The 14,130-nt window shown below is 54.2% G+C and carries 13 protein-coding genes; 10 read left to right on the forward strand and 3 right to left on the reverse strand.

Annotation, left to right across the window (positions count from 1 at the left end):
- Window positions 1-9: 9 nt before the first annotated feature.
- Window positions 10-1,002: a D-xylose ABC transporter substrate-binding protein gene (xylF, locus tag AX755_RS23940; RefSeq protein WP_013094963.1), complete on the reverse strand. Its 993-nt coding sequence runs from the start codon at window positions 1,000-1,002 to the stop codon at window positions 10-12.
- A 370-nt stretch (window positions 1,003-1,372) separates the two neighbouring features.
- Here xylF and xylA point away from each other — a divergent pair, with 370 nt between their 5' ends.
- From xylA to AX755_RS23960, 4 genes are all read left to right on the forward strand, one after another.
- On the forward strand, window positions 1,373-2,695 hold the full coding sequence (gene xylA / locus AX755_RS23945) for a xylose isomerase (RefSeq protein WP_014830210.1): 1,323 nt from the start codon (window positions 1,373-1,375) through the stop codon (window positions 2,693-2,695).
- A 59-nt stretch (window positions 2,696-2,754) separates the two neighbouring features.
- Window positions 2,755-4,209 (forward strand): xylulokinase, encoded by a 1,455-nt coding sequence (gene xylB, locus AX755_RS23950; protein WP_062857592.1) that lies wholly within the window; start codon window positions 2,755-2,757, stop codon window positions 4,207-4,209.
- Window positions 4,210-4,312: 103 nt separating this feature from the next.
- Window positions 4,313-4,852: an isochorismatase family protein gene (locus AX755_RS23955; RefSeq protein ID WP_020686540.1), complete on the forward strand. Its 540-nt coding sequence runs from the start codon at window positions 4,313-4,315 to the stop codon at window positions 4,850-4,852.
- Window positions 4,852-5,772: a GlxA family transcriptional regulator gene (locus AX755_RS23960; RefSeq protein ID WP_040020961.1), complete on the forward strand. Its 921-nt coding sequence runs from the start codon at window positions 4,852-4,854 to the stop codon at window positions 5,770-5,772. The genes AX755_RS23955 and AX755_RS23960 overlap by 1 nt, the downstream gene beginning before the upstream one ends.
- Here AX755_RS23960 and AX755_RS23965 read toward each other — a convergent pair.
- Complete coding sequence (locus AX755_RS23965) at window positions 5,765-6,760, reverse strand: acyltransferase (RefSeq protein ID WP_029882714.1); 996 nt, start codon at window positions 6,758-6,760, stop codon at window positions 5,765-5,767. The two genes, AX755_RS23960 and AX755_RS23965, sit on opposite strands and share 8 nt — an antisense overlap.
- Window positions 6,761-6,943: 183 nt before the next feature.
- On the opposite strand from AX755_RS23965, the gene AX755_RS23970 reads away from it, so the two are divergent.
- The 4 genes from AX755_RS23970 to AX755_RS23985 all read left to right on the forward strand — a co-directional run bounded on the left by AX755_RS23970 (window position 6,944) and on the right by AX755_RS23985 (window position 12,252).
- Entirely contained in the window at window positions 6,944-7,249 is a 306-nt protein-coding gene (locus tag AX755_RS23970; RefSeq protein ID WP_023620070.1) for a YsaB family lipoprotein, read from the forward strand.
- Window positions 7,250-7,409: 160 nt separating this feature from the next.
- Window positions 7,410-8,321 carry a glycine--tRNA ligase subunit alpha gene (gene glyQ / locus AX755_RS23975; protein ID WP_003860141.1) on the forward strand — a complete coding sequence of 304 codons (912 nt, stop codon included), beginning with the start codon at window positions 7,410-7,412 and terminating at the stop codon, window positions 8,319-8,321.
- Between the two features lie 9 nt (window positions 8,322-8,330).
- The gene (gene glyS / locus AX755_RS23980) at window positions 8,331-10,400 is read left to right on the forward strand and encodes a glycine--tRNA ligase subunit beta (RefSeq protein WP_013094970.1); all 2,070 of its coding nucleotides are present in this window, start codon (window positions 8,331-8,333) and stop codon (window positions 10,398-10,400) included.
- Window positions 10,401-10,632: 232 nt separating this feature from the next.
- Window positions 10,633-12,252: an ABC-F family ATP-binding cassette domain-containing protein gene (locus tag AX755_RS23985; RefSeq protein ID WP_062857593.1), complete on the forward strand. Its 1,620-nt coding sequence runs from the start codon at window positions 10,633-10,635 to the stop codon at window positions 12,250-12,252.
- Window positions 12,253-12,298: 46 nt separating this feature from the next.
- On the opposite strand, the gene AX755_RS23990 is transcribed toward AX755_RS23985, so the two are convergent.
- Entirely contained in the window at window positions 12,299-12,586 is a 288-nt protein-coding gene (locus AX755_RS23990) for an HTH-type transcriptional regulator (protein ID WP_013094972.1), read from the reverse strand.
- A 331-nt stretch (window positions 12,587-12,917) separates the two neighbouring features.
- Between AX755_RS23990 and AX755_RS24000 the strand changes: the two genes are divergently transcribed.
- Entirely contained in the window at window positions 12,918-13,628 is a 711-nt protein-coding gene (locus AX755_RS24000; protein WP_013094974.1) for a DUF3053 domain-containing protein, read from the forward strand.
- A gap of 246 nt (window positions 13,629-13,874) precedes the next feature.
- Window positions 13,875-14,087, forward strand: coding sequence for a transcription antiterminator/RNA stability regulator CspE (cspE, locus tag AX755_RS24005; RefSeq protein ID WP_003860775.1), 213 nt, complete (start codon window positions 13,875-13,877; stop codon window positions 14,085-14,087).
- The last annotated feature ends 43 nt before the right edge of the window (window positions 14,088-14,130 follow it).

Genomic DNA, 14,130 nt, shown 5'->3' on the forward strand with positions numbered 1-14,130 from the left:
TGCGCTGGATTACAGTTCACTCTTCTTGTGGAAACCGTCTTTGATAACGGTGGCGTCAATGTTCTCTTTATTGACTTCAATTGGCGTGAGCAGGCGTGCCGGCACATCTTTCAGACCGTTGTTCAGCGTCGCGTCGGCTTTCGGTTGTTTACCGTTCCCCAGCTCTACGGCGATCTCTGCAGCCGTGTTGGCCAGTTCAGTGATGGGCTTATACACCGTCATGGTCTGGGTGCCCGCAATGATGCGTTTTACACCGGCGAGATCCGCATCCTGGCCTGAAATGGCCACTTTCCCGGCCAGCCCCTGCGCGCTCAGCGCCTGAATGGCACCCCCGGCGGTGGCGTCGTTGGAGGCGACGACGGCATCAATTTTGTTGTTATTCGCGGTTAGCGCGTTTTCCATAATTTTCAGCGCGTTTTCAGGCAACCAGCCGTCCGCCCACTGATCGCCAACCACTTTAATCTTGCCGCTGTCGATATACGGCTTGAGGACTTTCATCTGACCTTCGCGGAACAATTTGGCGTTGTTATCCACCGGTGAGCCGCCCATCAGGAAATAATTGCCCTGCGGCACTTTATCGACCAGGCTTTTTGCCTGCAGTTCGCCCACTTTTTCATTGTCGAACGAAATATAATAATCAATGTCCGCATTATTAATCATGCGGTCATACGCCAGAACTTTAATCCCTTCTTGCTTCGCTTCTTTCACGACGTTACTTAATACCTGGCCGTTATAAGGGATAATGACCAGTACATCAACGCCACGGTTAATCATATTCTCAATTTGCGACATCTGCGTTTCTTCGTTGCCATTTGCAGACTGCACAAACACACTTGCGCCAAGTGATTCCGCTTTTTTAACAAAAATATCGCGATCTTTTTGCCAGCGCTCCAGACGCAGGTCGTCAATCGCCATGCCAATTTTGACCTCTTTGGCATGTCCTGCAAAGCTTGCAAGGAGGAGAGTAGTGCAGAGCGTTAGGGTAAGGTTCTTTATCTTCATAATTATTAGGCCTTTTGTAGGGGTATGTGTTGCTGAGATAAAAGAAACATTCACTGCTTAGACGCAGCAAATTTTTAACGCGGAAAGGCGGGCTGGCAATTACAGATTTTTATCTTCTCATTACGATATTTGGTTTATTTCTGAATTTATGACCGCGATCGGATTTTAAAATACGTAAGGTCTTAATTACATTTGATTATGGAATCTGCGCCGAAAAATAGTTTGCTTGCGCATTATTTTGCGAGCCAGCGCACAGTTGCGCATTCTCTCAATAGCAGTGTGAAATAACGTAATTGAGCAACCCAAAATGTCTATTCACTATTACTCCTGTATCAACGACTCGCCGCATACCCTGATTATGGAGCTCAATATGCAAGCTTATTTCGACCAACTCGATCGTGTTCGTTACGAAGGCCCGAAAACGACCAATCCTTTAGCATTTCGTCACTACAACCCGGATGAGCTGGTGCTGGGTAAGCGCATGGAAGATCATCTGCGCTTTGCCGCCTGTTACTGGCATACCTTCTGCTGGAACGGCGCCGATATGTTCGGTGTGGGTTCCTTTGACCGCCCGTGGCAACAGCCGGGAGAGGCTATCGAGCTGGCGAAGCGCAAAGCGGATGTGGCATTTGAATTCTTCCACAAGCTGAACGTGCCGTATTACTGCTTCCATGACGTGGATGTGTCGCCGGAAGGCGCATCGCTGAAAGAGTACCTGAACAACTTTGCGCAGATGGTGGATGTGCTGGCGGCGAAGCAGCAGCAAAGTGGCGTGAAGCTGCTGTGGGGTACGGCTAACTGCTTCACGAACCCTCGCTATGGTGCCGGGGCAGCAACTAACCCGGATCCAGAAGTATTTAGCTGGGCGGCCACGCAGGTCGTGACCGCAATGAACGCCACGCATCAGTTGGGCGGCGAGAACTATGTTCTGTGGGGCGGACGTGAGGGTTATGAAACCCTGCTTAATACCGATCTGCGTCAGGAGCGTGAGCAGATTGGCCGCTTCATGCAGATGGTGGTTGAGCATAAGCATAAAATCGGTTTCCGCGGCACGCTGCTGATTGAACCGAAGCCACAGGAACCAACCAAGCATCAGTACGATTACGACGTCGCGACCGTGTACGGCTTCCTGAAGCAGTTCGGCCTGGAAAAAGAGATTAAAGTTAACATTGAAGCCAACCATGCCACCCTGGCGGGTCACTCTTTCCATCACGAAATTGCGTCTGCCATTGCGCTGGGCATCTTCGGCTCGGTCGATGCTAACCGTGGTGATGCGCAGCTGGGCTGGGATACCGACCAGTTCCCGAACAGCGTGGAAGAGAATGCGCTGGTGATGTATGAAATCATCAAAGCGGGTGGTTTCACTACCGGCGGCCTGAACTTTGACGCCAAAGTGCGTCGTCAGAGCACCGATAAATACGATCTGTTCTACGGCCATATTGGCGCGATGGATACCATGGCGCTGGCGCTAAAAGTCGCTGCGCGCATGATTGAAGACGGTGAGCTGGATAAACGTGTCGCGAAGCGTTATAGCGGCTGGAACAGTGAGCTGGGCCAGCAAATTTTGAAAGGCCAGTTATCGCTTGCAGAAATCGCGAAGTACGCTGAACAACATCAGCTGGCGCCGCAGCATCAGAGCGGACACCAGGAACTGCTGGAAAATCTGGTAAATCACTATTTGTTCGACAAGTAAAAACGTAGGCCCGGTAAGCGGAAGCGCCACCGGGCATTTCTGTCAAAGGAGCCACCACAATGTATATCGGGATTGATCTTGGCACATCGGGTGTGAAAGCCATCCTCTTAAGCGAGCAGGGTGACGTGTTGGCAACGCAGACTGAAAAACTGCAGGTTTTGCGTCCGCATCCGTTATGGTCGGAACAGGATCCGGAGCAGTGGTGGCAGGCGACGGATCGCGCAATAAAGGGGTTAGGTGAACAGCACAGTTTGCGTGAGGTCACCGCGCTGGGTATCGCCGGACAGATGCACGGCGCTACGCTGCTGGACAGCCAGCATCGTGTGCTGCGTCCTGCGATCCTCTGGAACGATGGCCGCTGTGCGGAAGAGTGCGCGCTCCTGGAAGAGCGAGTGCCTGCGTCCCGTGACATCACCGGCAACCTGATGATGCCCGGCTTCACCGCGCCGAAGCTTCTCTGGGTGCAACGCCATGAGCCGGAGATTTTCCGTCAGGTGGCGAAGGTCTTACTGCCAAAAGATTATCTGCGTTTTCGCATGACGGGGGATTTTGCCAGCGACATGTCCGACGCCGCTGGCACCATGTGGCTCGACGTGGCGAAACGCGACTGGAGCGAGGCGATGCTGGATGCCTGTCATCTCACCCGTGAGCATATGCCCGCACTCTTTGAAGGCAGCGAAATTACCGGCACCTTACAGTCCGCCATAGCGGAACGCTGGAATATGCCTGCTGTGCCGGTGGTGGCTGGCGGCGGGGATAATGCGGCGGGCGCCGTGGGTGTCGGCATGGTTGATGCGGGCCAGGCCATGCTGTCTCTCGGCACCTCTGGCGTCTATTTTGCTGTCAGCGAAGGATATCGCAGCAACCCGGAAAGCGCGGTGCACAGTTTCTGCCATGCGCTGCCAGGAAAATGGCATTTGATGTCGGTGATGCTCAGTGCAGCTTCTTGCCTGGACTGGGCGGCGAAGCTGACCGGGATGGCCGATGTTCCGGCATTGATTACCGCAGCACAGCAGGCGGATGAAAACGCTGGTACCGTCTGGTTTTTACCGTATCTCTCCGGTGAGCGTACGCCGCACAACAACCCGGAAGCGAAAGGGGTATTTTTTGGCTTAACCCATCAGCACGGTCCTGCGGAACTGGCGCGTGCGGTTCTGGAAGGCGTGGGCTATGCGCTGGCGGATGGAATGGACGTGGTGCATGACTGCGGCCTGAAACCAGCAAGCATCACCCTGATCGGCGGCGGCGCACGCAGCAGCTACTGGCGCCAGATGCTCTCTGATATCAGTGGATTGCAGCTGGACTATCGTACCGGGGGCGATGTGGGCCCGGCGCTTGGTGCTGCGCGGCTGGCGCAGATAGCCATGAACCCGGAAAAACCGCTTTCGCAACTGTTGCCACAACTCACGCTGGAACAGGCTCATCTGCCCGACGCAACTCGCCACGCGCGATATGCTGAAAGGCGCGATGTGTTCCGCAAAATTTATCAGCAGTTGCTGCCGCTGATGTCATAAGCGTGATTGTCTGTCAGAGGCACGAGGATGTCCTTTTTTGGTCTGTCCGCGTGCCTGTTTCCTCGCCAGTATGTATTTATACCCACTGGCGAGGAGCACCATCATGTCACGTATTGCATTAATCAACATCGATACCCAACAGTCTTTTCATCACCGCGATTACTGGCAGGAGCAAGATGTTCCGGCCTTTCAGCAGGCAATGCTGGGGCTGACAGAAGGCTGCCAGTCGCGCGGTATTCCCGTCGTCGATATTTTCCATGTGGATGAAAAAGGCCCTTTCTCACTGCAAAGCGGCTATGTCAAACCGATGGCCTTTTTACGTCATCAGCCGGATGTGGTTTTCCAGAAACATGTTCATAATGCCTTCACGGATACGGGCCTGGATCGCTGGCTGCGCGAGCGTGATATCAACCAGCTGATCCTATGCGGTATTCGCACTGAACAGTGCTGCGAAACCACCGCACGGGTGGCATCCGATTTGGGTTATGCTGTGACCTTTGTTAGCGAGGCAATGCTCACGTTTCCTATGACGTACAAGGGCGTAACCCTTAGCGCTGCGGAAATTCGTCATCGTACCGAAACGGTACTGTCAGGGCGATTTGCCGCGATTAAAACGGTAGCGGAGACGCTGGAGTCACTGTAATGCGCATCGACGTTTGGTTCGTTATGTTGCCCGGGGTGTTGTCATTAGACATGACTGGCCCGGCAGAAACCTTTGTCCTGGCAGGCGATGCGTTTTGTCTGCATTACATTGGTCCGCAACCTGAGGTGCAAACGTCGATTGGTTTGATGATGAGCGGTATCGCGCCATTACCGGAAAGGCTTCCGGAAGGGAGCCTGCTGGTTCTGCCTGGTGTAAGCGACTCCCGCGTTCAGTTTTCTACGCCGCAGGCGATGCAGATCCAGCACTGGCTGATGCGCCTGCAGCCGGCTATTCAGCGTCAGGATATCACCGTGATGTGCGTCTGCTCAGGGGCTTTGCTGGCAGCAAAATCAGGGCTGCTGAACAACCGGCAGTGCACAACGCATCATGAGGTTATCGGCCGTTTACGCGTTGCCGCCCCCACGGCGACGATCAAAGAGAACCGGATATTCGTGCAGGATGAGAATGTCTGGACCAGCGCAGGGATCACCTCGGGTATCGACCTGGCGCTGCATATGATTAACCGTCTGTGCGGGCCAGAAAAGGCGCTGGCCGTGGCACGCGAGATGGTGGTCTGGTTCCGCCGGTCCGGGGACGATCCGCAGCTATCGCCATGGTTACGCTATCGCAATCATCTTCATCCGGCTATCCACCGTGCTCAGGATGCGCTAACCGCAGACCCGCAAAAAGCGTGGAACGTGCCGGATATTGCCGCGCTGGCGCATGTCAGCCCGCGCCATTTAACCCGTCTTTTCCAGACGCATTTGGGGATAAGCGTTCGCGATTACCTGGAACAGCTGCGTCTGGCGGTGGCGGAGCAATGGCTATTGCAGGGGCGCGGCGTGGAGCAGGCCTCACTGGCGGCAGGGTTTTCCTCCCCGCGCCAGTTTCATCGGGCCCGACAGCGCGTCGTTAACTGACGAAGCGGCGGGTGTCTAGCTTCTGTAGCAGCATCGACAGCAACAGGCTCACGACCAGTGTGGCGGAGAAAATCCAGACGATATCCAGCACTGGCCAGCTTTTGAGTTCAACGCCTCTCGTGCGTAGTGCGTGGATCACCAGCGCGTGAAAACCATAAATCCCCAGCGAGTGCCGCGAGATAAAACCCAGCACGGGAAGAGGGCGCGCGTTCAGGGTGTTTTTAACGAGCGTCAGCAGGGAAACGGCACAAATGAAGACCATCGGCCCGCAGTACAGGTACCATGTATCGGCAAAATTGCCGCGCCATTGCAGCTCATGCAGCGTCCCGCGTGAAATGATAATCACCCCGATGATAAACAACGCGCCACATAGCCAGCTGATACCCCGCTTTTGGGTATCCATCATCCCGATGGCGCGCCCCAGCATGCCGTAGAGCACGTAGTAAAACGTATCGCCATTGATGTAGAGGTTTACCGGTAGCCACTCAAAACCGTCGATTTTCTGTGAGACGGTATTCGGATTGGCGATGATTCCTATCACCACCATCAGCGCCAGAAGCATCTTTCCGCTGACGTTTTTTACCTGAATCAACGGTGATACCAGGTAGATAACGATAATGGCGAAGAAAAACCACAGGTGGTAAAACACCGGCTTTTGCAGCAGATATTTGAGTGACAGGCCGGGGCTAATGGAGGTAAACAGCGTGATGTAAATCAGCGCGACGGCGCTATAAAACCCGAGACACGCGGCGATACGAATAAAATGTCGCGGTTGTGCGCTACGCTCGCCAAAAAAGAGAAAGCCGGAAATCATAAAGAACAGCGGAACGCTGACACGCGACGCGGAGTTGAGAATATTCGCGACATCCCAGTTAACAGGGCTGATACTGTGTGCGTTCGTAACATACCAGGTCGTCGTGTGGATCATCACCACCATCAGACACGCTATTCCTCGCAGATTATCAATCCAGCTAATTTTTGACTGCATCAGTTCCTCTTTTTCCCTGTAAATAGAGTGTGACTGCTATTGTGTAAAAGTCTTTCCTTGGAAAAATCTGAGTTTTATATCGCGGACTTGTCTGGCCATCGCGAGATTCGCAGAATGCCAGACCGTAATCTATAAAAGCTTTGCTACTAAAAATAACAGCCACTGACCGGGTCGGTAATAAAAATGATGATGAAGCGTGTGGGGTCACTCTTTCTGCTGGTGGTACTGGCCGGATGCAGTACGCCTCAGGAAGCACCTGCGCAAAAAGCGCAGCAGGGCAAAATGAGCCCGGAACGTTCGTTGAATATGGAACAGCTGTGTAAAGATCAGGCGGCTCACCGCTATAACCTGGATACCCAGAAAATTGATGTCACCGGCTTTGAGCGTTTTCAGGGCAGCTATGAGCTTCGGGGCCATACCTCTCGTAAAGAGGGCTTTGTCTGCTCGTTTGATGCGGACGGCCAGTTTTTACATCTCTCCATGCGCTAATCTGCTCGCATAATCGACAGCCAGACGCTCGACGCGTTCTGGCTCGAACGCTTATTTCCCAATTTTCCCTAAACAACCCCGTTTCGTACTGTATATCTTGCAGCCAGCGGGTATACTGGTCCCTTCCATTTAAAACCACACGTATCCAGCACGAAATACTATGCAAAAGTTTGATACCAAGACCTTCCAGGGCCTGATCCTGACCTTACAGGATTACTGGGCTCGCCAGGGCTGCACCATTGTTCAACCTTTGGACATGGAAGTCGGCGCAGGCACCTCACACCCGATGACCAGCTTACGCGCGTTGGGGCCAGAGCCAATGGCGACTGCTTATGTGCAGCCTTCCCGTCGTCCGACCGATGGCCGTTACGGCGAAAACCCGAACCGTCTGCAGCATTACTATCAGTTCCAGGTGGTCATTAAGCCATCGCCAGACAATATTCAGGAACTGTACCTTGGGTCACTGAAAGAGCTGGGTATGGATCCGACCATTCACGACATTCGTTTCGTGGAAGATAACTGGGAAAACCCAACGCTGGGTGCCTGGGGTCTGGGTTGGGAAGTGTGGCTGAACGGCATGGAAGTGACCCAGTTTACCTACTTCCAGCAGGTTGGCGGTCTGGAATGTAAGCCGATCACCGGTGAAATCACCTATGGTCTGGAACGTCTGGCAATGTACATTCAGGGCGTAGACAGCGTTTACGACCTGGTCTGGAGCGACGGCCCGCTGGGTAAAACCACTTACGGCGACGTGTTCCATCAGAACGAAGTGGAACAATCCACCTATAACTTCGAATACGCGGATGTGGACTTCCTGTTCACCTGCTTCGAGCAGTACGAGAAAGAAGCGCAGCAACTGCTGGCGCTGGAGACTCCGCTGCCGCTGCCTGCCTACGAGCGTATTCTGAAGGCCGCCCACAGCTTCAACCTGCTGGACGCCCGCAAAGCGATCTCCGTGACTGAACGTCAGCGCTACATTCTGCGTATTCGTACCCTGACCAAAGCCGTTGCAGAAGCTTACTACGCGTCCCGTGAAGCCCTTGGCTTCCCGATGTGCAACCGAAACAAATAAGAGGCGGCCATGTCTGAGAAAACTTTCCTGGTGGAAATTGGCACCGAAGAGCTGCCACCAAAAGCCCTGCGCAGCCTGGCTGAATCTTTTGCTGCGAACGTGACTGCCGAGCTGGATAACGCTGGCCTGGCGCACGGTAAAATTGAGTGGTTTGCTGCTCCGCGTCGTCTGGCGCTGAAAGTGGCGAACCTGGCGGCGTCTCAGCCGGATCGTGAAGTGGAAAAACGTGGCCCGGCGATTGCCCAGGCGTTCGACGCGGAAGGCAAGCCAAGCAAAGCGGCAGAAGGCTGGGCGCGCGGTTGCGGTATTACCGTTGACCAGGCCGAGCGTCTGACCACTGACAAAGGCGAATGGCTGCTGTATCGCGCTCACGTAAAAGGTGAACGCGCCGAAGCACTGCTGCCAAACATGATCGCCACTTCGCTGGCTAAGCTACCCATTCCTAAGCTGATGCGCTGGGGCGCGTCCGACGTACACTTCGTGCGTCCGGTACACACCGTGACCCTGCTGCTGGGCGACACCGTTATTCCGGCAACCATTCTGGGCGTGGCGTCCGATCGCGTCATTCGCGGGCACCGCTTCATGGGCGAGCCAGAGTTCACCATCGACAATGCCGACCAGTATCCGCAGATCCTGCTGGAGCGCGGTAAAGTCATTGCTGACTACGAACAGCGTAAAGCCAAAATCAAAGCCGATGCAGAAGAGGCGGCGCGCAAGATTGGCGGTAACGCTGACCTGAGCGACAGCCTGCTGGAAGAGGTCACCTCGCTGGTGGAATGGCCGGTTGTGCTGACCGCGAAGTTCGAAGAGAAATTCCTCGCGGTTCCGGCAGAAGCGCTGGTGTACACCATGAAGGGTGACCAGAAATACTTCCCGGTTTATGCCAACGACGGCAAGCTGCTGCCAAACTTTATCTTCGTGGCGAACATCGAATCGAAAGATCCGCAGCAGATTATCTCCGGTAACGAGAAAGTGGTGCGTCCACGTCTGGCGGATGCGGAGTTCTTCTTCAATACCGACCGTAAAAAACGTCTGGAAGATAACCTGCCGCGCCTGCAGACCGTGCTGTTCCAGCAGCAGCTGGGTACGCTGCGCGACAAGACCGACCGTATCGCGGAGCTGTCCGGCTGGATCGCCCGTGAAATTGGCGCGGACGTTAACCATGCCACCCGTGCGGGTCTGCTCTCCAAGTGCGACCTGATGACCAACATGGTCTTTGAGTTTACCGACACCCAGGGCGTTATGGGTATGCACTACGCGCGTCACGATGGCGAAGCGGAAGATGTGGCGGTCGCCCTGAACGAACAGTATCAGCCGCGCTTTGCTGGCGATGAACTGCCGTCTAACCCGGTTGCCTGTGCGGTCGCGATTGCCGATAAAATGGATACCCTGGCGGGGATCTTCGGTATCGGCCAGCATCCAAAAGGCGACAAAGACCCGTTCGCGCTGCGTCGTGCGGCGCTGGGCGTGCTGCGTATCATCGTTGAGAAGAACCTGAACCTCGATCTGCAGACTCTGACTGAAGAAGCGGTGCGTCTGTACGGTGACAAGCTGACCAATGCCAACGTGGTGGATGACGTGATCGACTTTATGCTCGGTCGCTTCCGCGCGTGGTATCAGGACGAAGGTTACACCGTGGATACCATTCAGGCGGTGCTGGCGCGTCGTCCAACGCGTCCGGCTGACTTCGATGCGCGTATGAAGGCGGTTTCTCACTTCCGTACGCTGGAAGCGGCATCTGCCCTGGCGGCGGCGAACAAGCGTGTCTCCAACATTCTGGCGAAATCTGACGAAACGCTGAACGAGCGTGTGAACGCCGCGACGCTGAAAGAGCCGGAAGAGATCGCCCTGGCGATGCAGGTTGTGGTGCTGCGTGACAAGCTGGAGCCATACTTCGCAGAAGGCCGTTATCAGGAAGCGCTGGTAGAACTGGCGGAACTGCGTGACGTTATCGACGCCTTCTTCGAGAAAGTGATGGTCAACGTGGAAGATAAAGATCTGCGTATTAACCGTCTCTCTATGCTCGAAAAACTGCGTGAGCTGTTCCTGCGCGTGGCGGATATCTCGCTGCTGCAGTAATGTGCCCGCCGGGCATGTACAGGCTAAAAACCCGCTTCGGCGGGTTTTTTTATGGCGTGCGGGTGAAAATTTAATCTTGAAATGGTCAACATATTACCGCTATCCTTATCGGCGTTAACTTTCTCCCTCAGGAGCGCATTCCGAAAATGAACAAACACGACTGATGAATTTCGATCCTTGCTAAACGCGACCGCGTCGGCAGGGGATGTTTTGATTTCATTCAGGAGTGCTTATGGCTCATTTTGCGCAGTCACCTTCTTTTATTTTGCATCAGGTCACCTGTCAGTTTGCGACGGGCGATATTCTTTTTGGCCCGCTGAACCTCTCTCTGGAGACATCCCTGTGTGCGCTGGTTGGTCGTAATGGCAGCGGGAAAACGCGTCTGCTGCGCATGCTGGCGGGGCTGGATGAACCTGCCAGTGGTCATATTGAGCGTTTTGCCTCACATGTCTATGTGGCACAACAGCAGGATATCTCCCCACAGACAACGCTTGCTGAACTGCTTGGTTATGAGGCGATTTTTGCAGCGCGTAAGCGCATCGATCGCGGCGATTACCAGCCTGACGATCTGGAGATGCTCGACGGCTACTGGGATTTAGCAGAACGCCTGAACGAGGCGTTTCTCCAGGCGAAACTGCCACCGTTTGACCCCGATAAACCTGCCGCCGAATTCAGCGGTGGCGAGCGGATCCGTGCCCTGTTGTGCGGTGCATTTACGGCTGAGGCGAATTTCCTGTTGCTGGATGAACCCACCAACCATCTGGATCGACAAGGCCGGGCGTGGTTTTACGACCAGTTGAGCCGTTATCAGGGCGGCGTGCTGGTTGCCTCTCACGATCGTGAGCTACTGGCGCAGGTGCCACGTATTCTTGAGCTGAGCGCCTCCGGGCTGCGCAGCTACGGCGGCAATTATGCAGACTATAAACAGCAACGGGATGCCGAACAGCAGGCTGCCCGCGCGGCGCTGGAGCATGCGGCAACGGAGCGCAAACGCACTCGCGCGCGATTGCAAAAAGAGCATGATGACAGCCAACGGCGTTCGGCGAAGACCATACGCACGGTCGATACCCTGAATATCGCGTCGTTTGAGCGGGTCAAATATAAAGCGGCGGCAAAAGAGCGTATCGGCTCGTGGAAAAAACAGCACAGCGATCAAAACGATGCGCTGAATGCCGCGGTAAACAAGGCGCGGGAACGGGTTGAAGAGGACGCACCGATCATGTTTACCCTGCCGGGAAGCCAGATTGCTGAGGGAAAACAGGTGCTGGTGCTGGAGGAACTGCAATTGCCGCATGTCTCACTTCCGCCAATGAACTGGCGGATGGACGGCCCGATGCGCGTGGCGCTCAGGGGGCCCAATGGCTGCGGTAAATCAACGCTGTTAAAAGTCATCCTCGGTGAAACCGCACCCCGTGCAGGCAGTTGTAAGGTATCGGTGACGTGTGCGTATCTCGATCAGCACCTGTCGCAGCTGGATCTGACACTGTCGGTGATGGCACATCTCAATCTGAGCAATACGCCGCTGGAAGAGGGGATGTTGCGCACCCGCCTGGCACAGCTTCAACTTGGGGCAGATAAAGTCTCACTGCCGCTGGCAGAGTTGAGCGGAGGTGAGCGTCTGAAAGCCGCCCTGGCCTGCGTGTTGTGGCGCGAGCATGCCACGCAGCTTTTACTGCTTGATGAACCGACCAACCATCTGGACCTGACATCGGTCCAGGCGATTGAAGCGGCGCTGGCCGGTTTCCCCGGAGCACTGCTGGTGGTGTCCCATGATGAAAGCTTTCTGCAAGGGTTGGCGTTAACGCATGAACTGGTGTGGGAGGAGACGGGCTGGCGTTGTGAAGGCCTTTAAAACACAAACCCCCGCAAAGGCGGGGGCGGTAATTCACGGTACTGCATCACGCTATCTGTTTGCTGAGTGCAGGGTTGGCCTGAATCAGGCGCATCAGCTTTAACTCGGTTGGCGTGGGTTTCTCTCGTTTCGACTCCCACTCCAGCACCATCGCTACGCTGACACCCATCGCTCTGGCGAATTCATCTGTTTTTAAACCTGTCCCTTTGCGCAATTGCTCATATTCTGTAAAGGGATTGGATTTCTGTTGCAGGGTCACTGTCTGCGGTACATCTTTAAAAATAATCTGTTCCAGGCTGCTCAGCAGCTCAAACTCAGGATCTTTATATTCCATTGAGAACTCCTCTTAAATCACACACCGGGATCAAGAACATCAGAGAGCCCATTAAGAATAGTCCCTAATACAAACGAAGGATCATCACGCTTGTGATTAATCGTGCGGTAACGATCGCTTTATCCGTTTCAGCTATGCGGATAGTTATGCTAATTACCTGATTAACCATATGTCGGCTTCGCCAGGTATTTTTTTGTAAAGAGTAAGAAATAAAATGGCAATAGCCGTTTTGCATGAAAAGAGTATCTTGCAGCGCTGACCTGGACTATCCTTGTCAGCGTTGGGCACGCGTGTGCCGATGTGCGCTTTTTTGGGTGAAAGGAGTAATGAAATGGCGACAGGAAAGTCCTGCTCTCGCTGGTTTGCGCCTATTGCGGCGTTGTTGATGGTTGTTAGCCTGAGTGGGTGTTTTGATAAAGAAGGCGATCAGCGCAAAGCGTTTATCGATTTTCTGCAGAATACAGTGATGCGCAGCGGCGAGCGTTTGCCGACGCTGACTGCGGATCAGAAAAAACAGTTTGGCCCCTTCGTGTCTGATTACGCCATTCTGTATGGTTATTCACAGCAGGTAAGCCAGGCGATGGACTCCGGCATTCGTCCGGTTGTGGATAGCGTTAACGCCATCCGTGTCCCGCAGGATTATGTCACCCAACGTGAACCGCTTCGCCAGTCTAACGGTGCGCTCGGCGTGCTGAGCCAGCAATTGCAGAACGCGAAAATGCAGGCTGACGCGTCACGTTCCGCGCTGAAACAGGGCGACGATCTCAAACCGGTCTTCGACAAAGTGTATGAGAAAGTGGTGACCAAACCTTCGGATGCCCTGCAACCGCTGATCCCCGCCGCGCAGATCTTCACGCAGCAGCTGGTTCAGGTAGGGGATTTTATCTCCCAGCAGGGAACGCAGGTGAGCTTTGTTGCCAACGGTATTCAGTTCCCAACCTCGCAGCAGGCGAGTCAGTACAATACGCTGATTGGGCCGCTGGCCTCCCAGCACCAGGCCTTTAGCCAGGCGTGGAGCGCAGCCGTCGCTGCCACAGAATAAACCGAAAAAACCCCGCTTCAGGCGGGGTTTTTTACTTATGACTAAAATAACGCTTGTCATTCCTCTACCACATCGGTATAACTGTTCGCGTCGGTTTGTTACACAGACCTAAAGCAGTTTAGTAAAGCAGTCCAGATTGTTATCCATAGATACCCTTCGTAGTGACCCTTCCTTCATCGCTTAAAAATCTGTAACGCAACCCATCAAGCCGGAAGGCACAATATATTTGTTAATTAAGGTAATTCTATGTCTGCTAAAATGACTGGTCTGGTAAAATGGTTCAACGCTGATAAAGGTTTCGGCTTCATCACTCCTGACGATGGCTCTAAAGACGTGTTCGTACACTTCTCTGCTATCCAGAACGATGGCTACAAATCTCTGGACGAAGGTCAGAAAGTGTCCTTCACCATCGAAAGCGGCGCTAAAGGCCCAGCAGCTGGTAACGTTGTAAGCCTGTAAGCTTCCAACCCAGTAGCAAAGAATTTAAAAACCCGCCTTCTGG

The organism is Enterobacter sp. SENG-6, from assembly GCF_001605945.1.
GTDB classification, from domain to species: domain Bacteria; phylum Pseudomonadota; class Gammaproteobacteria; order Enterobacterales; family Enterobacteriaceae; genus Enterobacter; species Enterobacter cloacae.

Coding starts and splice junctions, on each gene's coding strand:
- xylF (WP_013094963.1), bottom strand. CDS start 1,002: ATGAAGATAAAGAACCTTACCCTAACGCTCTGCACTACTCTCCTCCTT.
- xylA (WP_014830210.1), top strand. CDS start 1,373: ATGCAAGCTTATTTCGACCAACTCGATCGTGTTCGTTACGAAGGCCCG.
- xylB (WP_062857592.1), top strand. CDS start 2,755: ATGTATATCGGGATTGATCTTGGCACATCGGGTGTGAAAGCCATCCTC.
- AX755_RS23955 (WP_020686540.1), top strand. CDS start 4,313: ATGTCACGTATTGCATTAATCAACATCGATACCCAACAGTCTTTTCAT.
- AX755_RS23960 (WP_040020961.1), top strand. CDS start 4,852: ATGCGCATCGACGTTTGGTTCGTTATGTTGCCCGGGGTGTTGTCATTA.
- AX755_RS23965 (WP_029882714.1), bottom strand. CDS start 6,760: ATGCAGTCAAAAATTAGCTGGATTGATAATCTGCGAGGAATAGCGTGT.
- AX755_RS23970 (WP_023620070.1), top strand. CDS start 6,944: ATGATGATGAAGCGTGTGGGGTCACTCTTTCTGCTGGTGGTACTGGCC.
- glyQ (WP_003860141.1), top strand. CDS start 7,410: ATGCAAAAGTTTGATACCAAGACCTTCCAGGGCCTGATCCTGACCTTA.
- glyS (WP_013094970.1), top strand. CDS start 8,331: ATGTCTGAGAAAACTTTCCTGGTGGAAATTGGCACCGAAGAGCTGCCA.
- AX755_RS23985 (WP_062857593.1), top strand. CDS start 10,633: ATGGCTCATTTTGCGCAGTCACCTTCTTTTATTTTGCATCAGGTCACC.
- AX755_RS23990 (WP_013094972.1), bottom strand. CDS start 12,586: ATGGAATATAAAGATCCTGAGTTTGAGCTGCTGAGCAGCCTGGAACAG.
- AX755_RS24000 (WP_013094974.1), top strand. CDS start 12,918: ATGGCGACAGGAAAGTCCTGCTCTCGCTGGTTTGCGCCTATTGCGGCG.
- cspE (WP_003860775.1), top strand. CDS start 13,875: ATGTCTGCTAAAATGACTGGTCTGGTAAAATGGTTCAACGCTGATAAA.